We start from the raw sequence: 26,183 nt of genomic DNA, 5'->3' as shown, positions 1-26,183 counted from the left end.
TGACAACGAAGGCATAACGATGAATAAATTCCTCGCCCCGGCAGCCCTGATTTCCCTGGCAGCACTGACCCTGACCGGCTGCACCGATAACACCACCGGCACGACGGCCGGCGACGGCACCATCAACGTGGTGTCCACCGCCGAGGCCTGCACCGTGTCAAGTAACCAGGTCCCCGGCGGCACGCTGAAGTTTAATGTCAAAAATGAGGGTAGCGCGGTCACCGAGTTTTACCTGCTGGCCGAAGACGGGCTGCGCATCGCCGGTGAGGTAGAAAACATCGGCCCCGGGGTCTCTAGAGACCTGGTAGTGATCGCACCGGCCGGCTCTTACTACACCGCCTGTAAGCCGGGAATGGTCGGCGAGGGGATTCGTGCGCCGTTTAGCGTCACCGAATCCGCCGAGGGCCCCAGCGTCTCGGCGGATCGGGCCTCATTGCAAAAGAACGCGACCGAGCTTTATAGCGCATATGTGAAGGATCAGTCCGAACAGTTGGTGCGCGGCACCCAAAACTTTGCCACCGCCTTTGCCGCCGGCGATGAGCAGCTTGCCAAGAAGCTCTACGCCCCGACCCGGATGCACTGGGAGCGGATCGAACCGGTGGCCGAATCCTTTGGGGACCTTGACCCGATCCTTGATGCCCGCGAAGCAGACCTCGAAAAAGGTGAGGCATTTACCGGCTGGCACCGGGCAGAAAAAGACCTCTGGTCCCCCACCGGATACACCAAACTGTCCAAGGACGAGCGCACCACACTAGCGCAGCAGATGGTCAAAGATACCAAGGAACTGCAATGGCGGACCACCGAGCTGACCTTCACCCCCGACAAGCTGTCCAATGGTGCGAAGGAACTACTCGACGAGGTGGCCACCGGCAAGGTGACCGGCGAAGAGGAACTGTTCTCCCACACCGACCTGTGGGACTTCCAAGCGAACCTGGAAGGAGCGAAGATTGCCTATGAGGATCTGCAGCCCTTATTGGTGGGCACCGATGATCAGTTAGATGCACAGCTGAAGAAGAACTTCGCCGCGCTGCAGGAACAACTTGATGAGCACCGGGTGGGCGACGGGTTTAAGTACTACAACCAGCTGACCGCCACGCAGATCAAAGACCTGGCCGCCGGGGTGGATGCCTTGTCCGAACCACTGTCCCAGTTGACCGCCGCCGCGGTGAAGTAAAAATGCGCCAGGACAAGGAAGAAACCAGCGTGAACCTCAGCCGCCGGTTACTGCTCACCGCGGCCGGGGCCGGCGGCGCGGGGCTAGCTTTGGGGGCGCTGGGCCACTTAGCCTATGCCGGACAGGTCAGCGAACCGGCACCAAGTGATCAGATACCCTTTTATGGGGAGCATCAGGCGGGGATCGTTACCGAGTCCCAGGACCGCATGCACATCGCCGCCTTTGACGTGCAAACCGAGGACCGCCAAGAACTGATCGAGCTGCTCCAAGCGTGGACCCAAGCAATTTTGGCGATGACCCAAGGACAGGAAATTGGTGAAGGCGGTGCGCTCGCCGGTTCCTATAATGCCCCGCCCACGGATACCGGTGAAGCGCTGGGGCTTCCGGCCTCCCGGCTCACCGTGACTATAGGCTTTGGCCGCTCGCTGTTCTTGGACGGCGAGACACCGCGCTTTGGACTAGCCGGTAAATTACCCGAAGCGCTGATCGAACTCCCGCATTTTCGTGGCGACATGATCGAGGCGCAGCGCAGTTATGGCGACATCATCGTTCAGGCCTGCGCCGATGACCCGCAGGTGGCGGTGCATGTGATCCGTAATCTGGCCCGCCTGGCCTTTGGCAAAGCAAATGTGCGGTGGTCCCAAATTGGTTTTGGGCGAACCTCAAAGACCACCGCGCAGCAGAGCACCCCGCGCAACTTGTTTGGCTTTAAAGATGGCACCGAAAATATCGTCGCCGAAGATTCCCAAGCACTGGAAGAAAATGTGTGGGTCACCAAGGAGGGCACCGACCAAGCGTGGATGGTAGGTGGCAGCTACCTGGTAGCACGGCGGATTCGAATGCATATTGAAACCTGGGACCGTTCCACCCTAGGCGAGCAGGAAAATGTGGTGGGCAGGCTCAAAAGCAGCGGCGCTCCACTGTCTGGCGGGGACGAATTTACACCGCCAGACTTTGCCATGCCAGGACGTGGTGGACCGATCATCCCGAAGGACTCTCACGTAGCGGTGGTTCACCCCAGCGCGCACGGTGGAGCACGGATGCTGCGCCGTGGATTTAATTACACCGACGGTTCAGATGGCCTCGGCCGGTTAGACGCTGGATTGTTTTTTATCGCCTTTGTGAACGATGCTCGCACCCACTTTGTGCCGATTCAGCGTGCCATGAGCGCCAATGACGCGATGAATGAGTATTTGCGTCACACCAGCTCGGGCCTCTACGCAGTTCCACCGGGAATCCAAGCCGGCCAGTATCTGGGCCAGCAACTTTTTGAAACGGTGTAGCACCACACCGAATTAGAGATTAGTTTTCGTAAGAACTCTCAAGAAACGCATAAGTGTGTCTTGCCGACGGTTTTCATCGTTATCTATCCGATCTTGTCACTTTCGAAAAGAACGCACTCCGAGTCACCCGACTACAGACTTTTATGCCAAGGAGAACTTGTCCGTAGCCGAACGGTCCTAAGAGACCGGCTTTACCAGAAATGTAATTTCAGCTTCGAATCATAATGCTCGGGAGAGGGTCCATTTTTCGTTTTAAGTGGCCATTACGTCAAACCAATTGCTTGCGTGCTGCCCAGCGCGAGCTGCTTTGGACATGTCATCTAGCAATAGGTTCGCAACGTCCAGAGCCTCGATGCAGCGAGACCAGCAATCTCTGAACACTCGCGCTCTAAACCCTCCACATAAAGTCATAACTGACTCTTTAAGGGAGAGCTGAGCTTGGCCCTGAGATTTCTATTCCGAGTAGAAGAAAGTCGCCCTAAAAACATCGAAAATTACAGGAAACATGAGAGTTTCTACTACAAATTTTCGGTTTCTGGGGCATCGCACAGAAGTACATTGCTTTATACAGAGCAACGTGAGCGTCAACCTTAGATGCATTGTCCGTCCACTGTCCGGGGTTTTTCGATCGCGACGGCAACGTTGGTTACAAAAAAGGTTGATTCACCGGTTGCCCCTAACGCCAAAAGTAGATGACGTTGACGGTGTCGACGTTTGACTGAGTATCACCTAGAAGGTGCGAGCGTACGTCGATTTTCGCCGAGTATCGACGTCAAAACTGGCTAGTTATTTGCTTGGGTCTAGAAATTTCCTCCCATTCAGTGTGGGTTACCCGTATTCCTCGATTGGCTTGATCGTAGTTCCACAAGACACGGAAGCCGGTTTCACATTTCAATGCCTCGTCGCGGCTTGAGTCCAACCGCTCGCGCAGGGAACAGTTCGGCCCAGTGCCGAGCATCCACCTTCCACCGTAAAAGGTGGCAACGGACTGGCACTTCAAACCGCCAGTGATGATTCGTTGGTATCGTCACGGTAAAGACGGAGGACCAACTATTCAAACTGATTCGCCCTCCACCATGCGCTCGCTAGCTATCACCACACTTTCCACCAAAAACTTACCCTGTTAGTGGCCCATTGCTGACCGGCTGCTTGGACGATACCAGGCAACTCGCACACATTGCGGGCAATTGTCACACCCATGTTGTACCGAATGTCGTCGTTAGCCAGGTATCCATTCATACAACGTGCTCCCGTTGGACCCGAGACCATAAATTCCACGGACCTGGATCGAGTCCCTGCCCGAACTGTAGCCGGAAGTACTACCCACCCATCAGTTGGTACAGGTACGTGGAGCAATGCCACAAAACCAGCAACTCGGTTTTCAGTCTCTTTCAATTGCGCTATCGATTCTTGCCTCAGCGACTACGGTCGGGAAAGCGCCCTCCGTCAAATGTCGGCAGGAATATCGAGAGATAGGCACACGGTGCTACGTGAAATTCATGGCGATCGGCGGCAGGTCAAAAGACCCACTCGGAGCGTTTAGCGGTCAACAATGGGCAGACCAAGGCGATGGTTTCACGAGCGCGACGGCAAGTGGTGGCTTCGAGTCGATCTTCGAAGTCTTCGATAGTCGACCGTTCATGATTGCCACTTTGATGTCCATAATGGTGGTGCTGGCTCCCGGATCAAAAATCTCGCCTCTCGGCCCGATAATGATCCGCCGCGTTCAGTCAACTGTCTTAGAAGTCTTACGAATCCTAACCCTTCGGTTACTTATTCGACGGACCAGTCCTCGGCATCGGATGGTTCATCGTCCGAAAGCTTGCCAAACTTCTCCATGAGTTTCACGTAGTCTTCCACCTTGTCCAAGCCCTCATAAACGCCGACGATTGGCATTCTGCGGTAGCTGTCAACGAGATAAGCCGCATCGTTGTTCAACGAAGATACGGCATAACTGATGACACGCTGGTTGGTGCTTTGCGGCAGATTGGTCTCCGGTTCGGTGTTCGCTGGAACGGTCATGGCCTACTCCTTCCCTGAATCTTCAGCATACGAGCATTTACTAGATTCAACCATTAGTTGACGTAGAAAATTTCCTTGGCTTTCGGGCGCTATGCTCAGCCAACCAAATGGCCAGCGCAAAACCACCTAACATGTAAGACAGAACCCACAGCACTGCCCAGATCACCGGAGACCAAGCGACTGAAAGCGCCCCCGCCATGGTCAGCATCGACAAGGCCAGCAGAATATTTATTCGGCGGAGTCTGACCAGCGCGGTAGCCAAAACTCCTGGCTCGGGGGCCCTGGCTATCCACGACATGAATATGGCTGGAGCTACAAGGATCACGGATGAAGAGATTGAACTTTTCCAATCATCGTTCAAATAATATTCAGTTGGGCCAATCCAGATGCTCAGGCTAAAGAAGATTAGAGCCCATGAGAAGAAGAGTGACCAACGGGTAAATGCACTAATGCCTCCGCGAGCCGGGCGAAGACGAAATTCAACTGCGGCTTTGGCGAAACGCGGAATGAAATTCATATTTTGAACATGCGCAATCGGGCCTAGCCTGGCCGCTGAGGAGATGGCCCTGTTTACTTCGCCGCTAGCACTTCCATGTTCGAGGCTCATCTCGAAAATAGTAAGTTCCGGTGGGACCAAAACTTGAAGATGCAGACTACGTGAAAAACCTGGGTCGGGTACATCTAGGCTATAAACATCATTATCTGTACTACTCCAAATGCTTGGACGACGAACTTCGTTGGAGGGCAAATCATAGCCGTAGTTGATGATAATTCGCCGTCCGAGGACGTCTTCAGGAACTTCGACCAGTACCACCCAGGAGCGTGAGAGCAATTGGATGAAATCCTTAATGAAGAGGGCCTCCGGATTCACATCATGAAGTTGTGGGTACGCGTTCAGCAACGCGTTCGGAGCGACTGCAGCGATGGCTTCTGAATTATTTATGAAGCTAAGCAGTCTCTTTTGTACCGCGCTATTCGTTGAGAGAATGATGCCAAACTGAGCAAGGAAGCTTACCAGCATGTCCTGAACCAAGGTTCTCGATCTGTCCTGGCTAATAACCGCCAGCGGGGAACCCGCTGAATCCGTGACCCACCAGCCGGACAACACTCGCTTATCAAGAACAGCTATCGGAATAATTACCCGGGACTTGGTGCCAGCAATTTTTGCCGAGATCGGCGCGGTCACATCCAACGAATTTTTAAGCAGAATTCGGCCCGGGGTCGTGTGGTCGATGGTCTGGATTCGACGGTGCACCCATTTAGGCGAAGCAATCACCATGCTACGCAAACTATCCCCATCACTATTTGCCATTATGAGCCCCAAACTCCCATTCAAGTACCGTCTTTGGACAGTATCAGCTATACGACAACGCCGATAGGGCTAAGTAATGCATACCGGATCAGATTTACAACTATATTTGCGGGGGCCACCCAAATGATACACATGGGGCGGTGCGCACCTCTCCTAAACAGGAGGTCAAAAAGCGCTGAAAATCGCCTGAAAATCCTGGGCGTAGCAGCCGGGAACTCATTTCCAGCGACTACAGTCGGTGCAATGATCGAACTTACCGCATTGCGCGATTACGAAGACGAGCAGGGGAACACCATTGCCTCCCCCACCGAATTCGCAAAGAACATCACGGTCAAGTTCCGTGGTCAGAGCAACCGGGTTGTTGTGGACCCCGAAGCAAAGATTACCCGGTTAGATCTGGTCTTCGATTGTGACAATGGCACATTGATCATTGGCCCCAGCCAGAAGAAGGGTTGCCACTTCACCATCCGCGTGGGCGAAGATGCCACGGTCCGCATCGGCCGGGATGTGACCACCACCGGCAGATGTTTGATCAGCGCCGTGGAGGGCGTGACCGTCAGCTTGGGCGATGACGTGATGATTGCCAGCGGCAACCAGATCCGCGCCGATGATGGCCATGCAATCTTTGACGTGAAGTCCGGCAAGCGGGTGAACCCGGCCAAGGACATTACCGTGGGCAACCACGTATGGATCGGCGCGCAGGCCGCCTTGCTGGCCGGCGCGAAGATCGGCGACGGCTCGGTGATCGGTTTTGGCAGCCTGGTCAACCGGAAAATCCCCAACAACGTCATTGCCGTGGGCAGCCCGGCGAAGGTGGTACGCAAGAATATTGCGTGGGAACGGCCCCATCTGTCTTTCCATAAGCCACCGTACAAACCCGATGCCTCGGCGATCACCAAAACCGAAGAATACTGGAACTACACCGACAGTGAGCATGAGAATACGGCCACGCAGATGCCAGCGGTGCAGATGGCCGAACCACAGGGACTGGTGCAGCGTGCGGCACAGAAACTTGGCAAAATCACTGGCAGTTAACCCTCTGATGCCTCACGTAAAAATGCCACCTTGCGAGTACAAGGTGGCATTTTGTGGCGTCTCCTAGCTGACTGCGACACGCAGCTGGTTATTCCATGGATCCATGAAGCGCAGTTCCGCTCCGGTGTGATGGTTTGCTACCTTCGCGAAGTCCAGGCGTTGGGCGAGCTTGCCGACCTCGTCCGCGGTCGGCACGTTGATCAGCACTTCACCGAGTCCCAAGGTGTCTTTGCGAGGACCTGCGCCGCGGGAGTTCCACACGTTCATTGCCATGTGGTGGTGGTAGCCGCCGGCGGAGACAAACAATGCTTGATCGCCTAGTGCCGTGGTCTCGTCAAAGCCGAGGGTGTTCACATAGAAGGAACGCGCGGTGTCTACGTCACCTACCTGCAGGTGGACGTGGCCAATTTCAGCCTCGGCACTGCGCTGCCCAGCAATAGCTTGCTCATTGAGGTGTTCGTTGAGGAAAACGTTGGGATCAAGATAAGTCGTATCCATAGCAACTTCACCGTTGGTCCAGCTCCAGCTCTCGCGTGGGCGGTCCCAGTACAGCTCGATGCCGTTGCCTTCCGGGTCGGTGAAGTAGAAGGCCTCGGAGACCAGGTGGTCCGAGCTGCCGACGAAGCGGCTCTGGTCAAACTGTGCGGCAGAAAGCACCGTGGCAGCCAGGTCTGCCTTGGTATCAAAGAGCAGTGCGGTGTGGAAGAGTCCGGCTTCGCCGCGGGCTGGTTGCTGCAAACCCGGTGATGGAGTGAGGTTGACCAACGTTCGAGCCCCGCGGCCTAGTCGGGTTCCACCAGCATTTTCGTCTTGGAGTTCAAGACCCAGCGCTTTTTGGTAGTACTCGCTCATGACCTTCATGTTGCCAACTTTGAGCTGGACCGCATTCATCTGCAGTTCGGCGGAGAGTTTGTCTTCTTTGATGAGTGTCATGATTCCTTACCTTTCAACGTGTATCTGTAGCTCTTGAATATCAGCCTACTCCTTTTTAGTTGAAGCTTCAAGCAATGAGGCGAAGAGCACTTCTGGACGCATCACCGCACACAGATTGACAGTTCAACTTTTCCTCCCTTCAATTAGCCTTGGAGACTCATCACTCCACTCACTCGCACGCTTGAAGGAATCATCACCATGAGTACGAAGAAGCTAACTTGGCTTTCCGTGGGTTTAACCGCGGCGCTAACACTTGGGGCCACAGGCTGTTCAATCCTGCCCGGAAATGACTCCAACGGAACAGTAGTTAAAGTAGTCGACGGCGATACTGTAGACATCCGCATTGCGGGTGAGGATACACGCGTACGCCTACTGAACATCGATACCCCGGAAACCGTTGATCCCAATAAGTCAGTAGAGTGCATGGGGCCCGAGGCCTCGGAGCACCTCAAATCGCTACTCGCGCCCGGCGATAAAGTTGATTTGGAATACGACATTGAGCGCACGGATAAATATGGACGCACCCTTGCTGGCGTGTACAAAGACAAGAGCTTAGTCAACGCCGATATCGCCGCCGCGGGGCTGGGCATTGCAGTGAAGTACGAACCAAACGTGCGATTCTACGACGAGGTACTTCAGGCACAGAACGAGGCGGCAGCTAAGGCCACCGGATTGTTCGACCCTAGCGCCGCGTGCACTATCCCAGCGCAACTCGAAGAAGCCACGCAGGCTTTTGAACAGCTTGGTGAAGCGCCGGCAGAATCAGTCAAGGAAGCCGAAAGCCTTGCGGGGGAAGCAGCCGCGGCAATAGCTCTTGGCCATGGAGCCAAGAGCGCCCTAAGCAAGATCACCCCGGACATGCATCCGGTGACCTACGCGCTGCTAACAACCCACTTTAAAAAGCACATCAGCAAGCTCGACAGCTCAGTACTTCACGCGAATCAAGTCGAACAGGCTCACCTAGACACCAAAACGGCGCTCATTAAAGCCGAAGAAAAGCGCAAGGATGAAGAGCGCAAGAAAAAGGAAGCGGCTAAGAAGAAAGCAGCTGAAGCTAAGCGCCAAGCACAGTTGAAGCAACAACGCGAGGTCGCAGAACAAAAGGCCGCAGAGCGCCGTCGCATTGAACAGCAATCCAAGCCAAGGCAAAAGGTGCCGACTTACCAGGCACCCAAGGTGCAGAAACCGCGTACGCAGGCACCCAAGCCTCGCACCAAGTCCGTTCCGCGTAATTACACCGGACCACGCTGCTACGCACCGGGCGGAAAGTCTTGGAAGCCTTGCCCGTAACCGGCTAACTATCTAAATTCCGACCACAAAGATTTCAGCCACCTTCTTGCCAACTCATTGGCCAAGAAGGTGGCTTTTGTCTTGCATGGAACATAAGCCCACTAACGACGCGGATCCAATTCGCAAGTCAAACATCTTTTATTGGGAGGATCTTCACGGCTTGCCCCTTTCCAAAAGGTAGGACATCAAAGTATATTTGCCAGTGATGCAGGCCACTTTAGAGTCATCGGTACTGAAAGGTTTTAGATGAACGTCACCGAAGAATTTCGCTCCGTCCGTAATCAGCTATTGGATTTGCGCCAAGACTATTCGAAGGCCCGCGAAGAGTTCTCGTGGCCACAATTCACGCATTTTAACTTCGGTTTTGACTGGTTTGATCAGGTAGCCCTTGACCCTCAGCGTTCAGACACGCCTGCACTGATCATCACCGAACTTGATGGCACCTCCACCCGGCGGACATGGCAAGAACTTTCACAGCGCTCAACACAACTGGCACGCTGGCTCAGCGACCAAGGTGTCAAACGATCCGATTCCATCGCGGTGATGCTCGGTAACCAGGTAGAGCTATGGGAGACCATGCTCGCCGGCATCAAGCTCGGAGCCATTCTTGTTCCCTGCACCACGCAACTAACCTCAACAGATCTAGAAGATCGCATTGACCGCGGACATGTCTCATGGATGATTACCAACGAAGCTGAGATTCCAAAGTTTGAGACGGTCCCCGGGGACTACAAGCTCATTCAAATTGGCGGAACTCCCAGTGGCGACAATTTGAACTATGCGGATTCCTTTACCGCGCCCACTGATTTTAAACTCAGCGAACCAACTCGCGCAGATGAGACTCTGCTACGTTACTTCACCTCCGGGACCACTTCTAAGGCGAAGCTCGTAGAACATACGCACACTTCCTACCCGGTGGGGCACCTCAGCACCATGTTCTGGATAGGTTTAGAACCTGGGGACGTTCATCTCAACGTTGCCTCTCCTGGCTGGGCCAAACACGCATGGTCAAATCTCTTTACCCCATGGATTGCCGAAGCCACGGTCTTCATCTACAACTATGAACGTTTTGATGCAGCTGCTCTGATGGACCAGATGGCCAAGGAACATGTCACGAGCTTTTGCGCGCCACCAACGGTTTGGCGGTTACTTATTCAGGCAGACCTCGCACTGCTCAAGACTCCCCCAGCCAAACTTGTTTCAGCTGGCGAACCATTAAACGCCGAAGTCATAGACCAGGTACAGCGAGCTTGGGGTCAAGTCATTCGAGACGGTTTTGGCCAGACCGAAACCACCGTGCAGATTGCCAACCCTCCGGGTGAACGCATCACCATCGGCGCCATGGGACGCCCCATGCCCGGTTATGACATCATTCTTCGAGACCCAGCGTCCGGCCAGGAGGGTGATCTTGGCGAAATCTGTTTGGTGACCACCCCGCGTCCGCTAGGTTTGATGAAGGGCTATTTCGAAAACGAAGAAAAGACTGCCGAAGTTTTTCGCGACAATGTTTACCACACCGGCGATATCGCCGAACGTGATGAGCATGGTGTCCTGACCTATGTGGGCCGCGCGGATGATGTGTTCAAATCCAGCGACTATAAGCTCAGCCCCTTCGAGCTAGAATCAGTGCTCATTGAGCACCCCGGTGTCGGTGAAGCCGCGGTAGTTCCGGCGCCCGATGAATTACGCCTCAGCGTTCCTAAGGCTTACATCGTGCCAGCCAACGGTTATGAGGCTACCGCCGAGCTAGCCGAAAGCATTTTAACCTATTGTCGAGAGCATCTGGCAGCCTACAAACGCATTCGCCGACTCGAATTCGCCGACCTTCCAAAGACGATCTCCGGGAAGATCCGCCGTGTTGAACTGCGCAAGGCCGAGGAAGAGCTTCACAGCTCAGGTCAAGTCTCGGGTACTGAGTTCAGAGATACAGACTTTCCCTCGCTACGCTCGAAAAAGAAATAGCTCCGTCTCACATTGTTAGAAATGGTTCCACCGGGGCCACGCTCAGGCGCAGCACCGGTGGAACCATTTTCCTTGATCAGCTCAACGGTTTTTCAGCTTCGCTTTAAGTACCTGGCGTACCCCGTGTGCCAGGTAGTAGCCTGCATCTGAATACCAAAAGAACATGATGGTTCGGCGCCATCCGGTACCCGGCTTGCCCGAAGTTTTCATCCAGCGATTAAATAGGACTCCCGCCCCGATGACCGCTAAAGATGAGGAAATGAGCGCTGCAGGACTCCAGCCGGTGCGGTACACCAGCTTCATCACTCCCTTGGCTTTAGCCCTTTCTTCTTCTACCGCGAGGTCTAGACCTGCTGGCAGACTGCGTGGCAACTCGGTGAATCCGTCCGCTAGCGGTTCGCCACGCATGTAGTCGACCATTTCTTCCGGCAGCCCCAGCCCCTTCAGGAAGAGTCGCAGCCCGTCCAGACTGCGTAGCTTAGCTAATCGCACGATACCTGTTGCCGCCTCGGGCCAGAATCTTTCTAGTTCCAACAGCTCTTCGGAATCCGCGGCGTACAGTTGCGCGCCGAGTTTTCCTTGGAGCTGGGCAACCTCGCTGCCGGTGGCGGCCATGGGTACAGGACGGTCTTCGGTGGGCATCCAATAATCGAAGACGTTACTGTCCTGCAGTTGGAAGGCTTTTGCGCTGGCATGGACGCTGAGCTGAATGTAACCGTCGGAGCTCTTCAGCTCGATGGCACGAAGGTGCTTCTGCCCGAGCCTGATTTCAACTGGTTCTCCTTCGCGGACGGCTAGGAGCCTCTCCTGGGTTTGCCGCACCTTCCATACTCCTGGTTGCCCCAGCGAGGACATCACCAACTCGCTGGCCATCACGTGGGTTCCGGCCACTACTTGATTCCCTGAGTTTGTCTCTGCCGCGTCACCGTCACCGGTAACTTCCACCTCAGTCCCGGCCACTATGATGCCATCAAGGCTCAGTGCCTGAGCACCCGCGGCTTCCAGCAACTCGGTAGTCAGCTTCTCCGTAGACAGGTCGTGCTTGGCTAACTCGCCGGCCTCGGTTGCCATAAGCAAGGAACCTTGCTTGTCGGTGGCTACGTCTACAGGCACATAGGTCAGTTGATCACTTAGCTGTGGCGCCCCCAGGTAACCAATCAGGCCACGGGAATCTAGCGCGTCGAAGACTTTTTGTGCAGCGTCACTGTCGCGGGCGTGGAACTCAAACCCAAGGGAGACGAGGTCAAACGATTCGGTGCTCATAGTCCGCTTTCGCTAGGAATTTATCTACTGCTCCCATCCTATGATTTTCAGGCAGACAAGGAATCGCCCTCAGTGCTCACTAACAGGAGGCAACAACCGGAGCTTTGTAGGCATAAAGGAGGAGGCCGCGTTGCCGAAAAGTAGCGGGATCTGCACATTACCTCAGAGATGCGTGGTGCCGTACTAAATACTCGTCCCTTAAACGCGACCGAGCCCCCATCCGGCGTCTAACGCTGCGGACAGGGGCTCGATCGGCATCAACTACCGGTGAGGGTGTTGACTAATGTAGATAGTTTTTACTTAGCTGACTTGCGAACCGGATCAGTCACGGTCTCTGCATGCTTAAGCTTCTTCTCTGCACGCTTTTCCTTGATGGACTTGCCAGGTTTCTTCGCGTCGCTTTTGCGTGGTGACTTGTTCGACATAATGTGCCGTCCTTGCCGGAAATGCTCAGCACTTCCAAATGTGGGGAGAGTACCCCTTAAGGTCTACCTTAGGCTAGCTCTGAAAAATTCTCCATAGTTCGGCCACTGGCGCAATATAGTAACCCGAACTTCCCAGACCCCGAACGCCGCTGCCCTAATCTGCATACCTAGTGCCCGTTCTAGCTAGAACTGCACTTCGCCGTTAACGCAGCTCATGACGTTCCCGCCACCCCAGATGGTTCCGTCCTCAACGTCGACATGCACCCGGCCCTCGCACCCGATAGCAGTACCTTGCGCGGCGCTGTAATGCTGACCGGCAATCTGAGAATCAATCATCCACCGCGCTCACCCGGCATTCAGGCTCCCAGTCACCGGGCCCTATACCGAGTCCCCGCCGCTAAAGGCACGTACCTCGAAGTTCGCATCGTGTCCGGGTTCATGCGGCCCGACTACTCCAACCGCGAGTGACCCCAGATCAGCCGTGTCCGGGTTTAATGCCAGCACTTCTTGCGCGGTAGATAATCTAACGCCAATCCACTGTGGACCGTTGACTAGCCACGAGCTGTCAATGATGCCCTCCCGGGCTGCGCCTATGGCCTGAGCAATTTGCTGAACCAACGGCTCATCAACCGATTCATAGCGGGCTAAAGGTGGCGCCGCGAAGGCAGTTCTCAGGGCGGGATGCCCTGCGAACGGCAACTCCTGAGAAGCGGTGAAAAACCGTACCCGGTAATCGGCCGCAGGATCTGTTGGCCGTTGCAGAAAAGTAGCTTCGGCCAGGTTTGTCCATTTTGCGAAGCGCTGTATTTCGCCCTCGCTCAACCCTTTCGCTCCCTGAACAACAGCCAATGGGTTTCCGCGATACGGCGTGGGTGATTTCGTAAAAGAACCACTCAGCGGCAAGCCCTAGAAGAGTTCGCGACATTCCATCGGGCCCCTACCCTCCGGCGAGGATCTAACGCAGAGGCGCCGCCCGCTGCTTGCGAAAATACGCCACTTTCGCGCACCTCACGCAGTTTAGCGGTCGCGTTCATCCGTGCATGATGCCCGCAATTCAAGGTCCGTCACGAATTCGAGCACCACTGAAACGTTGTTTGCATTGTGAGTAGTAACTCATAAGATGGGTTACTAGAATGTGGCGGTCGTCACTACTTCTCGCACTCCCCTAAGAACGGATCAAGCATGTCTGATACCGCGATACTGATAAATACGGCGGTGGCAGTACTGGCAGCAGTGCTGCTGATCGTGAGATTTAAGGTGAACCCCGTCATCGCCTTGATCATCGGCTCCATTTATCTGGGCCTATCCACCGGCTTGGGAGTCACCAAGACCATTGAAACCATTACCCAAGGTTTCGGCGACATCATGGTCGAAGTTGGGCTGCTCGTGGCTTTCGGCGTGCTGATGGGTTCAATTCTCAACGAGACGGGGGCTATCAGTCGACTCGTTGAACACCTACTTAAGACCTTCGGACCCAAACGCTTGCCTTACACGATGGCACTTGCGGTGAGTACCGCGCTGCAAACCATCTTCTTGGATGTACTGTTGGTCATCTCCGCTCCGCTGGCCCGTCGGATTGCTCCCAAGATCGGGCAGCACGGTACCGCTCGCATCGCGACCGCTATGGCCATCGCCGGCGAAGTTGGCATCGTGCTCATGGTCCCTGGCGTCGGTGCTGTAGCGCTAGCCGGACTGCTCGGCGTGCCATTTGGCAAGATGATGATTTTCGGGTTTCTCGTCGTGGTTCCTACGGTACTGATCTCTGTCGCCATCATGTCCTTCTTCTTCAGCCGCGGCTTCTGGAAAGCCGAGAGTGATGAGCAATTGGTCCTCGGCGAGGAAACCGGCACCGGCGCCCGGAAGTTAGAGGCCGCTGGGCAAGACGACGAAGTTAGCACCGGCTCAAACGGTACCGCGCCGGCAGCCGTTAACGTGCAGACTCAGCAGCAACGCGAAACCCCACTATTTCTCCTCTTTGTCCCGTTGCTGACTTCGCTAGTGCTGATCGCAGGTGGCGCCGTGTCCGAGATGCTGGGCTACGAAGCAGGCTGGATCATGCTCATCGGTAATCCCGTCGTCGCGTTGCTCATCGGTTTAATCGGGACCATCTTGGTTGCACGTTCTGCCGTAGGCCAGAAGGGCGTAGATCGCGGTATCGCCAGCGGATTCAAAGAAAGCGGGCAGATTCTGCTGCTGACCGGTGTTGGCGGTTCACTAGCAGCCACCGTATCCACTGCAGGGCTCGGTAACATTCTCGGCGGGTTCTTCTCGGCCAGCACCGTCGCCCCGCTGGTCGTTGTCTGGGGCATTGCTGCCTTGCTGCACATCGCCGTTGGTTCCGTAACCCTCTCCGGGATCACGGCGGCCGGCCTACTTGCTCCCATTGCTCCAACGCTGGGCATTGACCCGGTACTGATCGCTCTGGCAGCCGGCTCCGGGGCATTGTTCATGGTCCATGTCACCTCAAACACCTTCTGGTTATTGCAATCCCTGTTCGGGCAGACAGTGCGAGGGGCACTGAAGACGGTCAGCGTCGGAGTCTCTGTAGCGTCCATCGTGGCCCTGGGCATGGTCATGATCCTCAACATCTTTATCTAGTACCAGAGCATAAGGAAGAACAAATCATGGAAGAAGAACAAATCGCTCCGCTTCGTGGCGTGCGGGTCCTTGAACTGGGAAACTACATTGCTGCACCGACCGCAGGAAGGCTGTTGGCCGATTTTGGTGCCGAAGTCATCAAGATCGAGCGCCCCGGCACCGGAGATGAACTGCGCAACTGGAGGCTAAAAAAGGGTAGCGTCTCCATGCTCTACCGAACCATCAACCGCAATAAAAAGTCTGTTGTCCTAGACCTGCGTAGCGAAGCCGGCCGAGCCGCAATTCTCGCACTGGTCAAGGAGTGCGACATCTTGCTGGAAAACTTCCGACCCGGAACCCTCGAAAGGTGGGGGTTGGGGCCTGAAGTACTGAACGCAGCCAACCCTGAGCTGATTATTACCCGAATTTCGGCATTCGGCCAGACCGGGCCAATGTCTCAACGACCAGGGTTTGCAGCCGTCGCCGAAGCATTCAGTGGATTCCGTAATCTAGTGGGAGACCCCGACCGCGCACCCGTGAGGGTAGGCGTATCTATCGGAGATTCAATTGCCGGTTTGTACGCTGCCTTCGGCGCTGTGGTGGCGCTTTATCAACGGGAAATTACACGCGGAGATCAAGCAACGCTGGCACTGGATCATAGAATTATTGATGTCGCACTTCACGAGGCAATGTTTTCCATGATGGAGTCATTGGTACCTGACCAAAGTGCCTACGGGGAATCACGGACCCGCACCGGTGGACGTATGGAAGGCATTGCTCCGTCTAACGCGTACGTCTGCGCGGATGGCACCAGCATTGTTGTGGCCGGCAATGGCGACGCCATCTACCGACGCTATATGGAGGCTATTGGTCGCCCAGAGCTGGGTATCGATCCGAACCTGCAGAGCAATTCCCAACGTTGGGAAGCCCGCGAAATGCTGGACACAGCTATCGGAGCGTGGAGCGCCAACCATACTTCAGCCGATGCTTTGGAAATTCTTGATGCTGCAGGGGTTCCTGCGGGTCCGATATATACCGCTGAAGATATCGCCGCCGAGCCGCAATACACGGCCCGCAACATGATTCAGAAATTTGATGTGTCCACCGGCGAGGAAATACTGGAGAACGTCGGATTCCCTGGAATCGTTCCGGTCATCGGAGGTGCCTCACTGCCCATCAGGTCTCTGGGCCCTGATCTTGGCGAACACACCGAAGAGGTTCTCGGCCAATTGCTGGGGATGGATAAATCTGAAATCGATGCGGCCACTGCATCCGAAAGGACGGTCTCATGAGCTACTCATTTACCCCTGTTGCCGCCCTGCGTGACGTCACCTTGCGTGATGGATTGCAGCTCACAGGAAAAATGCTTTCCACCGAAACTAAAATCCGCACCGTACGAGAATTGATTCGACTCGGCGTCGAGGAAATCGAACTTGGTTCTATGGCACGTGCTGATTTGGTCCCGACGATGGCAAACACCCTTGAAGTTGCTCAGGGGCTGACTCCAGAAGAGCTGGAACGCTGCTGGATCTGGGTCGCGACTCCGGGGCATGTCGCCAAGGCTGTCAAGGCTGGGATCCGAAATTTCCAATATTGCCTCTCGGTATCCGAAGCGCATAACCAGGCGAACATTGGGCGCAGTACCGAAGCCAGCTTGGATGCCCTCCCCGAAGCTATTCGCTATGCGCAAGAAGCCGGCGGCAGGATCCAGCTGTGTCTCGCCACGTCTTTTACATGCCCTTTTGAGGGCCAAGTTTCGCCGGAGCGCGTTTTAGAAATTGCCAATGATCCACGTGCCGAAGGCACCTGCGACATCGTCATCTGCGACACACTGGGCCAGGCCGTACCGGCACAGGTTTCCTCACTCATTTCGCAAGTACGCGAAACTTCTCCAACACGACGCATCGTCTTTCATGGCCACGATACGTGGGGCTTAGGGGTTGCCAATACCTTGGCGGCTATCTCGGCCGGAGCCACCTTGGTGGATGGTGCCCTCGGCGGTCTAGGTGGATGCCCGTTTGCCCCCGGCGCCAGCGGCAATACCTCCAGCGAAGATATCCTTTTTGCGACTCAGCCTAGTTGGCTAACACCGACGAACTTTGCCGGTCTTGTTGAGCTGTCCGCATCCTTGCTCGGTGAGCTGGGTGAACCGAACCGTTCGAAGTCTGCCCAGGGCGCTCGCTCTAAGGCAGAAGCTTTCGAATGGGTTATCCCCTCCGAAACGATCTCGTAATGCGCGCCAAACCTCTGAGCTCGGTAGTGATGCCTTTCGGGAAGGCGATTCGGCAGAAAACTAGTTAAGATAGTGCCGCACCAGTGGCAACTTAGCTAGCATCAGTGCAATCACCGAGTACGCGGTGGGCAGCAGTTAGCTTCTCCATGGCTAGAGTTACGCGGCCGGTCTGTGGGTTTCTCCCGGAAAACGCCCGCCGATCAGCCGCGTCATCCGTTCCGCGGTTTCCAGTAGCGGCTCAATCCAGCTTTCACATACCTGGCGTGTCATACGTAATGTAGGTCCGCTGATTGTCACCGCCGCAACTAGCCCGGCCGCCGAGTCAAACACGGGCGCAGAAAGCCCTGACGCGCCGCTTTCACGCTCCCCCGTGGTGATGGCAAATCCATCAGCACGCGTTTGATCCACGGCTGACTTGAGTTCTGCCATTCCGGTAATCGTGGATTCAGTGAGGGATTCCAAGGATGAAGCAACCAAGCTCTGCATCAGTCCGGGTTTCCAAGCCAAGAGCACTCGCCCAGCCGATCCGGCATGTAATGGCGCCAATGCACCTAAATGCATTTCGCGCCTCAGCGCATGACGAGTTTCAGCAATCCCCACGCACACCCGGTACTGCTGTTCGGCACGGAATAAGCAGGTAGTTTCGCCAGTGAAATCGCGAAGTTCTGGCAGCGATGGACTGATGACATCGAGTACTTCTTTACCTCGTGTGGCCGGCGCGGCCCAGTAGGCCATTTTCATGCCGATTCGGTACCCGTCACCGTCACGATCCAGAAAACCCTGTTCAACAAGGTTCGCCACAAGGCGTTGCACGGTTGAGACCGGTAGCTGGGTGGACTGCCGAATATCGGACAGGGTCATCACTGGCTGTCTCAGTGAAAATGAATCCAGTATGGCACTGATTTTTCCCAGCACCAGTAGTGGATTCTGTTTTTTTGCAGTGGTCTCAGCCTTGGACATGATTCAGACGCTAGACCATCAGCTCGCGTCAGTCCAGCCACGTGAAAGCAACACTATCCGTGTCCTGTTCGTCGGCTGTCTTTTGTCATCAATCCCTGCTCTGGACCCACAGAAACCTGCCTGAAAATCGCGACCCGGGCAGACGAGACCCTGCGATGTTGCATAGCCGTCTCCATTCCTAGTTTTCAACGAGGTTCCTGCGCAAAGCTTTCTGAACTGGGCCGCAAAACCTGGGTCAAATAACCGGTGATGGTCTTTGGGTAGAAAGCAAAAACCGCGCCTTAAGAACTGTTTCCAGCTCTCAAGGCGCGGTTTGCGGTCACTGTTGTGGCCGTAAGTTTTCTACTTACCCAGGTACTTCTCAAAACCTGCTGGCAGGTTCAAGCTCGAAGGATCAAAGTCCTCCTGCGCGCCCTGACCAAAAGCGGCTCCGGCTGGTGAGGTAGTTTTCTTGTTCTTCGCCTCAAGCTCGGCCTGTGCGGCCTTAGCTGGGTTACCGAACTTCTGCTGCTGCTTCTTGCCCTTGCCCTTGGCTTTCGCCTTACGAGCGGCACCCTTGCCGGAACCTGGCATACCTGGCATGCCGCCGCCGGCGGCCATCTTCTTCATCATCTTCTGCGCTTCGGTGAAGCGTTCGAGCATCTGGTTGACCTCGGAAACCGCAACACCGGAACCCTTGGCAATACGCGCACGGCGCGAACCGTTGATGATCTTTGGTGCCACACGCTCGTGCTGGGTCATCGAGCGAACGATGGCCTCAACCCGGTCAATCTGACGTTCGTCAAACTGTTCTAGCTGCTGACGGGAGATCTGCGAACCGGGCATCATGCCCAGCAGCTTCTTCATGGAGCCCATCTTCTTGATCTGGGCCATCTGGGCGAGGAAGTCGTCCAGGGTGAAGTCTTCCTGGTCAGCGAACTTCTTCGCCATCCGCTCGGCTTCGCCCTTGTCCCAGTTCTTCTCAGCCTGTTCGATGAGCGTCATCACGTCGCCCATGTCCAGGATGCGTGAAGCCATACGGTCCGGGTGGAAGATCTCGAAGTCGTCTAAGTTCTCACCGGTGGAGGCGAACATCACCGGTTTGCCGGTGATCGAGGCTACCGACAGGGCGGCGCCACCACGTGCATCACCATCAAGCTTGGACAGGACTACACCGGTGAAGTTGACGCCCTCTTGGAAGGCCAGCGCGGTATTAACCGCGTCCTGACCGATCATTGCATCAATAACAAAGAGGACTTCATCTGGGTTGATGGCGGCGCGAATGTTCGCAGCCTGATTCATCATCTCGGTGTCTACACCGAGTCGACCGGCGGTATCCACGATGACAATGTCATGGAGCTTTGCTTTGGCTTCGGCGATACCGTCACGGGCTACGGATACCGGGTCACCGGTGGCGGTATCAAATTCTGAAGAGACACCCGGGTGCGGTGCGTAGACGGGAACGCCAGCGCGTTCACCGTTGATCTGTAGCTGCTTAACCGCGTTGGGGCGCTGCAGGTCACAGGCCACCAGCAAAGGGGTGTGACCCTCGGCCTTCAGGTGCTTTGCGAGCTTACCGGCAAGAGTGGTCTTACCAGCACCCTGCAGGCCGGCGAGCATGATTACCGTCGGAGGGTTCTTTGCCAGGTTTAGTCGGCGGGTTTCCCCACCGAGGATGCCAACGAGTTCCTCGTTGACGATCTTGACTACCTGCTGGCCCGGGTTCAGCGACTCGGATACTTCAAGGCCCAGTGCGCGTTCTTTCACCTGGGCTACGAAGGCGCGAACCACCGGTACTGCGACGTCGGCATCCAGCAGGGCGCGACGAATTTCGCGGGCTGTACCGTCAATGTCTGCCTCGGTGAGGCGACCCTTGCCACGCAGGTTCTTGAAGGTAGCTGTCAGGCGATCGGAAAGTGAATTAAACACGTGCCGGGCACTTCTTTCGATAGGTCGTATGGTGCGTATCAAAAAACCGCACAGGACTCGACTTATAAGAATATCAACAATCGGGCCAGCGACTAACCGCTCCCACACCAACACCTGGATTTTCTTCGAAGATCACTGTGCTTTGGTTCTCGTTTCCAAAGCAAACTGGGAATACCGGCATGCCTCTCAGCCCCCGGCGTTGTGCGTGCCACAATAAAATTGCCAGATGTGCTCGCAAGGCTTGTTTGGTATGAGACTCAATCGGCATCGGTTGCCAGCTCACAGTGATTCCGCCCCGACAACCACGGTAGGAGTAGAAGGTGAAAAGCATGCTGCAGCGCGGCGAGCAGGCTTTCGCGTGGCTGCTTGACTACTTATATGCCGGCGCTTGGCAGTTGCGTGCGCTGCTGCCTTCGAAGCTTGCAAAGCAGTTGCCCACGAGTAGCGATGCGCAGGTTGAGCAGATTGTTCTTGTTCCGGGTATCTGGGAAAGCTGGCAGTTCATGCTTCCGCTGGCCCGGGATTTGCATCAGGCAGGACATCGAGTGCATGTGGTTCCGGCCCTGGGCTACAACCGAGGTACGGTACCGGCGATGTCCGAAGTCGTCGCTCAGTATCTGGCGAAGGCGGACCTGCAGGAGGTGGTGCTCGTGGCGCACAGCAAAGGCGGTCTCATTGGCAAACACTTGATGGCGGCCTCCACCCAGGGGTACCGGATCAACCGGATGATCGCGATTAGCACCCCATTTTCTGGATCAAGTTATGCCCGGTACGCGCCGATTCGCAGCTTGCGGGCACTATCCCCCAATGACACCGGGGTACTGAAACTGGCGGCTAACTTGAGCGTGAATGCGCGGATCATTTCCATCTTCAGCCGCTTCGATCCGCATATTCCCGGCGGTAGCGAGCTCGCAGGCGCCACTAATATCAAACTCGAAACCATGGGCCACTTCCGTTTGCTCAATGATCAGCGGCTCAAGCAGGCAGTGTGCGAGCATCTCAGTTCGACGGGCCCCGCGTAGAGCTACCTCAATCTTTTATGTCGCAGCTCCGGGTTGTTTGGGAATAGCTGACTCCTAATGAAGAAGAATGTCGCAGTGGACTACGATCTTGCTGTTGCGTAGGTGCTGGCAGATCGCGAAGCGCGCCACGGCGTGGAATTCCTGAATCCCGAAGTGTTTCTCGCAGAGTTCCCCGTGGCTTGAGCGCACAGGCCTAGATCAGATAGAACTGGCTTATTGCTATAGCCCCTTCACCACCAATGAATATAAGGAAGGCCTCGTGAAGTCAAATACCAAGCACAAGGACGGGGCCGGTTCTTGGAGGCTGCGTCCTGACAGATCCTGTCTAGAGTCGTTTTTGTCGCGCCCGCCCTATAGCTTCTGAAGCCACGATCTGGGCGTCTTCACGGCTGAGCGGTGAATAGGCAATATCGTCGTCACCATACAGATCATCGGCGATCTTTGCAGCCTCAACAGGATCCTCAATGCCCATCTTGGCAACTAAGAAGCTGAGGTCCTCTATGTCGCGCTCTCGCGCCGAATTGAGCTTCATCGCCAGCAGGGTTTCCGGAGAGGCAATATATGCATTGTGTCCTTCACCGAGGCTGACCTTAACCCAGCTGGCTCCGACCGGGATGAATGCTTGGGCGGAAGAGTTCAACCAGTCTCGGTCCAAGTCTCGCTCACCAGCAATCTGGTGGACAACCCGTTCCACATCAGCAGCCGATGAATAGGATGCATCGATATCCTGCGTTACGCGCCGATCCCTACCAGACAGAGCCATGGCGGCTCCCCCGACAAGTCGAAAGGTTGCATTGTGTCCAGCGCTCTCGAGCCTGGAACTGAGCTCCCTCAAGAGGCTTTTAATCTCGTCTAATGTCAGCTCCCGGCTCATGTGATTTCCAAGGAATTGTCTTTAATGTAAATGTTGAAATCAGCAAACATCTTGGGCGTACGTTTTATGGTCAGGCGACGGAACGCCTCCCCCATGTTCCGGGTGTCACTGCCAGGGAACCAGGCAGCGGATAGCTTTTTGCCCCAGCGCGGCATATGTGGTGAGCTTCCTTCTATCACGAGCCGTGCACCTGCAGCGAGCAGAGCGTCGAATTGCTCGCTGCCAGTGGGCCGAGGTTTCTTCAGACGCTCTGGCTTCATCGTTTTCAGGTATTTGAGTGCGTCCATAGCCAGTCTCAAGGCGAATTCTCGATCACCGGCGGACAGCTCCTCGGCAATGTCGCGGGCAGCTTTGTCTAAAACCATCTGCGGGGTTGGATCGGGAGCTCCCCAGATTATTCCCAACGATTTCGCGACCTTGAGCGCCGAACCAAGCTCAATCGAACCCTTACCCGATTCGAGCTCTCCGATGAACTTCCGCGACAGTCCGTTAGATTCGGCCAGAGCTTGCTGAGTTAGTCCGAGCGCGATACGCGCGCCGCGAATAGCCTGGCCAAGAGCTTGCGCTGAATCAATGATCTTCATATAAACATTATGACACCGATCGGATACAAAATGTAAGATGAGAAGCAGCGCCAGTCAACCCAAAATCAGATCGTGTTGATATGTGCCTTGATGTGCGCAGAGCAAGCATTTGTATGACTGGTGAACTGCGACTATGCCAATACTAGGCAATTGCGCGCTCTGCTCCCGTGGAAGTTGGCTAAGCAATTGAGCGCGACTACCGATGCGCATGCCGGGCATGTTGTTCTGCGTTATGGCATCCGGGAAAGCTGGTGGTTCATGATTCTCATCGCAGGCTAGGTGAAGCAGTCAGGACATCGGATGCTTCGGGTCTCAGCCTTGCCCAACAACCGGGGCGACCTAGCACCCGGTCCGATAACGTCTCGAAAGATATGGCAGATGGCGGTCTGCACGAGGTGGCATTGGAGCGTAAGCAATGTCAGGCTGCCCACCATGGGCCACTTCCGTTTGCTCAACGATCAGCAGCTGAAAAAGGTAGTGCGAGAACATTTGGATTCGCCAGGTTAGCCATCCCCCTGAAAACCGGGGGTTTATGCCCTCTTAATCATGCAAGTGCGCCGTACCGCGGACACGGATCAAACCCGTTTCCCGAACGTTCTCCGTGAGTCTTGCCAATGCCTTGAGACCTGCTCTCATGTGTCCTAGCGTGAGAGATTCGAGCAGTTCCGCGCACGAGTAGGAGGATCTCTGATGACTACGCCCGAATCCGCTTCCCAAGGTAACGAGGCACAGCTTTCGCTGGATAACCCGGTAACCCGCCACCCGAAGATTTCACCGCCCAAGCAGGATCAGCCTGAACCCGGGCTAGACGCAAAACTTGAACCGACCGCAGACCATGGAGAAACCTCCTACGTCGGCACCGGCCGGCTCAAGGGCCGCAAGGCTTTGATCACCGGTGGTGATTCGGGTATCGGCGCCGCAGTGGCCATCGCCTTTGCCCGTGAGGGAGCCGACGTTGCCATCGCCTACCTTCCAGCCGAGGCGGAAGATGCCGCGAAGATCATTTCCTTGATCGAAGCCGAAGGACGTGTGGGCATTGGATTGCCCGGCGATCTGCTCGATGAAGATTACCGCAATTCACTGGCCGATATGGTTGCCGAAAAACTTGGTGGACTGGATATTTTGGTCAACAACGCAGGCAAGCAAATTGCGATTGAAAAGCTGGAAGATCTCAGCGATAAGCAGGTTATGGAAACGTTCCAGATCAATATCCTGGCGATGTACACCATCACGCGCGCGGCGCTCAAGCATTTACCCGACGGCGCAAGCATCATCAACACGACCTCCGTGCAGGCCTACGATCCTTCGCCGACATTGCTGGACTATGCCTCGACCAAGGCTGCAATTAACGCATTCACCAAAGGACTCGCGGTCCAGCTGGCTCCGCGCGGCATCCGGGTCAATGGCGTAGCACCCGGACCGATCTGGACACCCCTGCAGGTTTCAGATGGCCAGCCGAAAGACAAACTGCCCACGTTCGGCCACAACGTCCCTCTGGGACGTGCCGGACAGCCGGTCGAGTTGGCTCCCGCCTACGTATTCCTGGCCTCGGCCGAATCGAGCTACGTGGTCGGCGAAACCCTGAACGTCAACGGCGGCAAATCCACCCCGTAGGAGCTGCTGCGTCCCAAGCACCAGCCACAATGTCCAGATCCATTAGCTGCAAGGATGAATTCAATGACCACCCCTGACCTTCACAAGTCCCCGAATCCTGAATCCAACACCGAAGACGAAGACGCTGCGGCAAGCTCCAACCCTGATCCGGTGGAGCAGAAGATCACCGGGTTGGAACCCGGTGGAGGCGTTCCCCCCGGAGAAACTCCGCCCGGTGAAGGTTCGATGAGCCAGGACCAAGGACATGGCGAATAATCCGCCGGTGATCCCGAGCCATGGATAATACCGAAACCGCCTCGACAGCGAACTCCACCATTGCCAGCTGGATCAATGCGCTGGCGATATCCGACGGGGCTCCGGGTGGCGGGGCGGCCTCCGGAATCATGCTGGCCATCGCGGCCTCGCTGACCTCCATGGTGTGCGGATACACCACCGCGGACGATCAGAACCAGCAAGACGCGCTGTCTTCGATCGATTCCCGGGCGCAACAGCTCAAAAGCAAGGCCTTGGAACTCGGTGACCAGGATGCGGCAGCTACCAACACATTCGGGGCAGCGTTTGGCATGGAGCCCGGTCCCAGCAGGCAGCAGGCCGTTGAAGCCGCCTCGGTTCAGGCCGCTGAGGCTTCGGCCGCGCTAGGTGAATTGGCTATCACGGCCATCGCGGATCTGGCATGGCTTGCCGAACACGGCAATCCATCACTGATCGCCGACGTGGCGGTGGGGCTGGGGGCTCTGCGCGCCGCAGTCACCGGCGCGCGCACCAACGTCAGCTTCGACCTGTCCAAACTGGCAACCGACGGCACCAGCCTCGCCGAGGTGCACCGGGCGCATCCGCAACTGTGGCAAAAGGTTGAGCAGTTCACTGACGCCCGGGAAGAAATCGACCGGATCACCGCGGCAATCGATCATCGAGCTGCCCCGACCGATGGCCGATGAACGCAGCGGCTAACCTTCACTCAAGAATCTACCGACCTTAGGAATTGATTCTCATGAATTCGAACAGCCTTAACGCATTGATCCTCGTCTGCACCCTGTCACCTTCTCCTAAAAAATCCAGCAGCGATCTGCTGGCACAGCAGGTAGGGCAGAAGTTCTCGGAACACGGCGTCCAATCCGAGATTCTGCGGGTTGTGGACTATAACGTCATGCCCGGCGTACTCAAAGACATGGGCGAGGGAGATGAATGGCCCGGAATCCGGGAAAAGATCTTGGCGGCGGACATTCTGGTGCTGGCCACCCCGATCTGGGTTGGCCACCCTTCGAGTGTCTCCCAGCGGGTGCTGGAACGCCTCGATGCAGAACTCTCCGAAACGGACAGCCAGGGACGCCCGATACTGTTCGACAAGGTCGCAATGGTGGCGGTGGTGGGCAACGAGGATGGGGCTCACCACGTGATTGCGGACTTGTCCCAAGGACTAAGCGACGTCGGCTTCAGCATCGCTGCGCAGGGCTCCACCTATTGGGTTGGCGAGGCGATGCACACCACCGATTTCCAGGATCTCGAGCAGACTCCCGAGGTCACCGCCAACGCCACCGATATTTCAACGCGCAATAGTGCGCACCTCGCCGCGTTGCTCAAATCCCAGCCGTTCCCCAGTTCCTAGCCACCGGCACGACCAGGCTCCCAGAATTATGGGAATTACCGGGCAATCGAGGCGAGGCCTTGGAATAATCCGGCAAGCAACATAGCGTACGACCTACCAGCCAGCC

At 55.9% G+C, this 26,183-nt stretch carries 24 protein-coding genes; 13 read left to right on the top strand and 11 right to left on the bottom strand.

Annotation, left to right across the window (positions count from 1 at the left end; all coding sequences use genetic code 11):
* The first annotated feature begins 19 nt into the window (after positions 1 to 19).
* Together efeO and efeB are read left to right on the top strand one after the other, a co-directional pair.
* Positions 20 to 1,174 (top strand): iron uptake system protein EfeO, encoded by a 1,155-nt coding sequence (efeO, locus tag IEX04_RS10120; protein ID WP_188685538.1) that lies wholly within the window; start codon positions 20 to 22, stop codon positions 1,172 to 1,174.
* Between the two features lie 2 nt (positions 1,175 to 1,176).
* Positions 1,177 to 2,457: an iron uptake transporter deferrochelatase/peroxidase subunit gene (gene efeB / locus IEX04_RS10115; RefSeq protein WP_188685536.1), complete on the top strand. Its 1,281-nt coding sequence runs from the start codon at positions 1,177 to 1,179 to the stop codon at positions 2,455 to 2,457.
* A gap of 1,773 nt (positions 2,458 to 4,230) precedes the next feature.
* Here the strand turns inward: efeB and IEX04_RS10110 are convergent.
* Positions 4,231 to 4,479, bottom strand: coding sequence for a hypothetical protein (locus tag IEX04_RS10110; protein WP_188685534.1), 249 nt, complete (start codon positions 4,477 to 4,479; stop codon positions 4,231 to 4,233).
* A 46-nt stretch (positions 4,480 to 4,525) separates the two neighbouring features.
* The gene (locus tag IEX04_RS10105) at positions 4,526 to 5,665 is read right to left on the bottom strand and encodes a hypothetical protein (protein ID WP_188685532.1); all 1,140 of its coding nucleotides are present in this window, start codon (positions 5,663 to 5,665) and stop codon (positions 4,526 to 4,528) included.
* A gap of 369 nt (positions 5,666 to 6,034) precedes the next feature.
* On the opposite strand from IEX04_RS10105, the gene IEX04_RS10100 reads away from it, so the two are divergent.
* Positions 6,035 to 6,826, top strand: coding sequence for an acyltransferase (locus IEX04_RS10100; protein ID WP_188685530.1), 792 nt, complete (start codon positions 6,035 to 6,037; stop codon positions 6,824 to 6,826).
* A gap of 63 nt (positions 6,827 to 6,889) precedes the next feature.
* Here IEX04_RS10100 and IEX04_RS10095 read toward each other — a convergent pair whose 3' ends face one another.
* Positions 6,890 to 7,759 (bottom strand): VOC family protein, encoded by an 870-nt coding sequence (locus tag IEX04_RS10095; RefSeq protein WP_096255007.1) that lies wholly within the window; start codon positions 7,757 to 7,759, stop codon positions 6,890 to 6,892.
* A 198-nt stretch (positions 7,760 to 7,957) separates the two neighbouring features.
* Here IEX04_RS10095 and IEX04_RS10090 point away from each other — a divergent pair, with 198 nt between their 5' ends.
* Together IEX04_RS10090 and IEX04_RS10085 are read left to right on the top strand one after the other, a co-directional pair.
* Entirely contained in the window at positions 7,958 to 9,049 is a 1,092-nt protein-coding gene (locus IEX04_RS10090; protein ID WP_188685528.1) for a thermonuclease family protein, read from the top strand.
* A gap of 246 nt (positions 9,050 to 9,295) precedes the next feature.
* Positions 9,296 to 11,011: an AMP-binding protein gene (locus tag IEX04_RS10085; protein ID WP_188685526.1), complete on the top strand. Its 1,716-nt coding sequence runs from the start codon at positions 9,296 to 9,298 to the stop codon at positions 11,009 to 11,011.
* An 81-nt stretch (positions 11,012 to 11,092) separates the two neighbouring features.
* On the opposite strand, the gene IEX04_RS10080 is transcribed toward IEX04_RS10085, so the two are convergent.
* The 4 genes from IEX04_RS10080 to IEX04_RS10075 form a co-directional block, all read right to left on the bottom strand.
* Positions 11,093 to 12,274, bottom strand: coding sequence for a hypothetical protein (locus IEX04_RS10080; RefSeq protein ID WP_188685524.1), 1,182 nt, complete (start codon positions 12,272 to 12,274; stop codon positions 11,093 to 11,095).
* 296 nt (positions 12,275 to 12,570) lie between these two features.
* Entirely contained in the window at positions 12,571 to 12,699 is a 129-nt protein-coding gene (locus IEX04_RS19020; RefSeq protein WP_256382679.1) for a hypothetical protein, read from the bottom strand.
* A gap of 183 nt (positions 12,700 to 12,882) precedes the next feature.
* Entirely contained in the window at positions 12,883 to 13,035 is a 153-nt protein-coding gene (locus IEX04_RS19090; RefSeq protein ID WP_308422413.1) for a hypothetical protein, read from the bottom strand.
* 42 nt (positions 13,036 to 13,077) lie between these two features.
* Positions 13,078 to 13,602 carry a PhzF family protein gene (locus IEX04_RS10075; protein ID WP_308422412.1) on the bottom strand — a complete coding sequence of 175 codons (525 nt, stop codon included), beginning with the start codon at positions 13,600 to 13,602 and terminating at the stop codon, positions 13,078 to 13,080.
* 279 nt (positions 13,603 to 13,881) lie between these two features.
* Here IEX04_RS10075 and IEX04_RS10070 point away from each other — a divergent pair, with 279 nt between their 5' ends.
* From IEX04_RS10070 to IEX04_RS10060, 3 genes are read left to right on the top strand one after another with little or no spacing between them, the layout of a single operon-like run.
* On the top strand, positions 13,882 to 15,297 hold the full coding sequence (locus IEX04_RS10070) for a GntP family permease (RefSeq protein ID WP_188685522.1): 1,416 nt from the start codon (positions 13,882 to 13,884) through the stop codon (positions 15,295 to 15,297).
* A 26-nt stretch (positions 15,298 to 15,323) separates the two neighbouring features.
* Positions 15,324 to 16,568, top strand: coding sequence for a CaiB/BaiF CoA transferase family protein (locus tag IEX04_RS10065; RefSeq protein WP_188685520.1), 1,245 nt, complete (start codon positions 15,324 to 15,326; stop codon positions 16,566 to 16,568).
* Positions 16,565 to 17,509 carry a hydroxymethylglutaryl-CoA lyase-like TIM-barrel protein gene (locus IEX04_RS10060; RefSeq protein ID WP_188685518.1) on the top strand — a complete coding sequence of 315 codons (945 nt, stop codon included), beginning with the start codon at positions 16,565 to 16,567 and terminating at the stop codon, positions 17,507 to 17,509. Before IEX04_RS10065 ends, IEX04_RS10060 begins: the two co-directional genes overlap by 4 nt.
* Before the next feature lie 156 nt (positions 17,510 to 17,665).
* On the opposite strand, the gene IEX04_RS10055 is transcribed toward IEX04_RS10060, so the two are convergent.
* The gene (locus IEX04_RS10055) at positions 17,666 to 18,469 is read right to left on the bottom strand and encodes an IclR family transcriptional regulator (RefSeq protein WP_096255000.1); all 804 of its coding nucleotides are present in this window, start codon (positions 18,467 to 18,469) and stop codon (positions 17,666 to 17,668) included.
* A 342-nt stretch (positions 18,470 to 18,811) separates the two neighbouring features.
* Entirely contained in the window at positions 18,812 to 20,377 is a 1,566-nt protein-coding gene (gene ffh / locus IEX04_RS10050) for a signal recognition particle protein (protein WP_188685517.1), read from the bottom strand.
* 329 nt (positions 20,378 to 20,706) lie between these two features.
* Here ffh and IEX04_RS10045 point away from each other — a divergent pair, with 329 nt between their 5' ends.
* Complete coding sequence (locus tag IEX04_RS10045; protein ID WP_229677100.1) at positions 20,707 to 21,399, top strand: esterase/lipase family protein; 693 nt, start codon at positions 20,707 to 20,709, stop codon at positions 21,397 to 21,399.
* Positions 21,400 to 21,724: 325 nt separating this feature from the next.
* Here the strand turns inward: IEX04_RS10045 and IEX04_RS10040 are convergent, their stop codons facing one another.
* Both IEX04_RS10040 and IEX04_RS10035 read right to left on the bottom strand, forming a co-directional pair.
* Positions 21,725 to 22,273, bottom strand: coding sequence for a DUF6036 family nucleotidyltransferase (locus IEX04_RS10040; protein ID WP_096254998.1), 549 nt, complete (start codon positions 22,271 to 22,273; stop codon positions 21,725 to 21,727).
* Complete coding sequence (locus IEX04_RS10035; protein ID WP_188685515.1) at positions 22,270 to 22,857, bottom strand: helix-turn-helix domain-containing protein; 588 nt, start codon at positions 22,855 to 22,857, stop codon at positions 22,270 to 22,272. The genes IEX04_RS10040 and IEX04_RS10035 overlap by 4 nt, the downstream gene beginning before the upstream one ends.
* Before the next feature lie 690 nt (positions 22,858 to 23,547).
* Here IEX04_RS10035 and IEX04_RS10030 point away from each other — a divergent pair.
* The 4 genes from IEX04_RS10030 to IEX04_RS10015 all read left to right on the top strand — a co-directional run bounded on the left by IEX04_RS10030 (position 23,548) and on the right by IEX04_RS10015 (position 26,077).
* A complete protein-coding gene (locus IEX04_RS10030; RefSeq protein ID WP_229677095.1) occupies positions 23,548 to 24,471 on the top strand; it encodes an SDR family oxidoreductase in 924 nt (307 codons plus the stop codon).
* 63 nt (positions 24,472 to 24,534) lie between these two features.
* The gene (locus IEX04_RS10025; protein WP_229677094.1) at positions 24,535 to 24,726 is read left to right on the top strand and encodes a DUF6480 family protein; all 192 of its coding nucleotides are present in this window, start codon (positions 24,535 to 24,537) and stop codon (positions 24,724 to 24,726) included.
* Positions 24,727 to 24,746: 20 nt separating this feature from the next.
* On the top strand, positions 24,747 to 25,409 hold the full coding sequence (locus IEX04_RS10020; RefSeq protein ID WP_188685513.1) for a cyclodeaminase/cyclohydrolase family protein: 663 nt from the start codon (positions 24,747 to 24,749) through the stop codon (positions 25,407 to 25,409).
* A 53-nt stretch (positions 25,410 to 25,462) separates the two neighbouring features.
* The gene (locus IEX04_RS10015; RefSeq protein WP_188685511.1) at positions 25,463 to 26,077 is read left to right on the top strand and encodes a flavodoxin family protein; all 615 of its coding nucleotides are present in this window, start codon (positions 25,463 to 25,465) and stop codon (positions 26,075 to 26,077) included.
* The last annotated feature ends 106 nt before the right edge of the window (positions 26,078 to 26,183 follow it).

The sequence above is a fragment of the Glutamicibacter ardleyensis genome, from assembly GCF_014644555.1.
Lineage (GTDB): Bacteria > Actinomycetota > Actinomycetes > Actinomycetales > Micrococcaceae > Glutamicibacter > Glutamicibacter bergerei.
The sequence above is the reverse complement of the archived record's forward strand: the minus strand, read 5'-3'. Positions and strand labels throughout refer to the sequence as shown.

Bases quoted from the DNA above. Each gene is read 5' to 3' on its own strand.
- efeO (WP_188685538.1), top strand. From the start codon at position 20: ATGAATAAATTCCTCGCCCCGGCAGCCCTGATTTCCCTGGCAGCACTG.
- efeB (WP_188685536.1), top strand. From the start codon at position 1,177: ATGCGCCAGGACAAGGAAGAAACCAGCGTGAACCTCAGCCGCCGGTTA.
- IEX04_RS10110 (WP_188685534.1), bottom strand. From the start codon at position 4,479: ATGACCGTTCCAGCGAACACCGAACCGGAGACCAATCTGCCGCAAAGC.
- IEX04_RS10100 (WP_188685530.1), top strand. From the start codon at position 6,035: ATGATCGAACTTACCGCATTGCGCGATTACGAAGACGAGCAGGGGAAC.
- IEX04_RS10095 (WP_096255007.1), bottom strand. From the start codon at position 7,759: ATGACACTCATCAAAGAAGACAAACTCTCCGCCGAACTGCAGATGAAT.
- IEX04_RS10090 (WP_188685528.1), top strand. From the start codon at position 7,958: ATGAGTACGAAGAAGCTAACTTGGCTTTCCGTGGGTTTAACCGCGGCG.
- IEX04_RS10085 (WP_188685526.1), top strand. From the start codon at position 9,296: ATGAACGTCACCGAAGAATTTCGCTCCGTCCGTAATCAGCTATTGGAT.
- IEX04_RS10080 (WP_188685524.1), bottom strand. From the start codon at position 12,274: ATGAGCACCGAATCGTTTGACCTCGTCTCCCTTGGGTTTGAGTTCCAC.
- IEX04_RS19020 (WP_256382679.1), bottom strand. From the start codon at position 12,699: ATGTCGAACAAGTCACCACGCAAAAGCGACGCGAAGAAACCTGGCAAG.
- IEX04_RS19090 (WP_308422413.1), bottom strand. From the start codon at position 13,035: ATGATTGATTCTCAGATTGCCGGTCAGCATTACAGCGCCGCGCAAGGT.
- IEX04_RS10070 (WP_188685522.1), top strand. From the start codon at position 13,882: ATGTCTGATACCGCGATACTGATAAATACGGCGGTGGCAGTACTGGCA.
- IEX04_RS10065 (WP_188685520.1), top strand. From the start codon at position 15,324: ATGGAAGAAGAACAAATCGCTCCGCTTCGTGGCGTGCGGGTCCTTGAA.
- IEX04_RS10060 (WP_188685518.1), top strand. From the start codon at position 16,565: ATGAGCTACTCATTTACCCCTGTTGCCGCCCTGCGTGACGTCACCTTG.
- IEX04_RS10055 (WP_096255000.1), bottom strand. From the start codon at position 18,469: ATGTCCAAGGCTGAGACCACTGCAAAAAAACAGAATCCACTACTGGTG.
- IEX04_RS10045 (WP_229677100.1), top strand. From the start codon at position 20,707: ATGCTGCAGCGCGGCGAGCAGGCTTTCGCGTGGCTGCTTGACTACTTA.
- IEX04_RS10040 (WP_096254998.1), bottom strand. From the start codon at position 22,273: ATGAGCCGGGAGCTGACATTAGACGAGATTAAAAGCCTCTTGAGGGAG.
- IEX04_RS10035 (WP_188685515.1), bottom strand. From the start codon at position 22,857: ATGAAGATCATTGATTCAGCGCAAGCTCTTGGCCAGGCTATTCGCGGC.
- IEX04_RS10030 (WP_229677095.1), top strand. From the start codon at position 23,548: ATGACTACGCCCGAATCCGCTTCCCAAGGTAACGAGGCACAGCTTTCG.
- IEX04_RS10025 (WP_229677094.1), top strand. From the start codon at position 24,535: ATGACCACCCCTGACCTTCACAAGTCCCCGAATCCTGAATCCAACACC.
- IEX04_RS10020 (WP_188685513.1), top strand. From the start codon at position 24,747: ATGGATAATACCGAAACCGCCTCGACAGCGAACTCCACCATTGCCAGC.
- IEX04_RS10015 (WP_188685511.1), top strand. From the start codon at position 25,463: ATGAATTCGAACAGCCTTAACGCATTGATCCTCGTCTGCACCCTGTCA.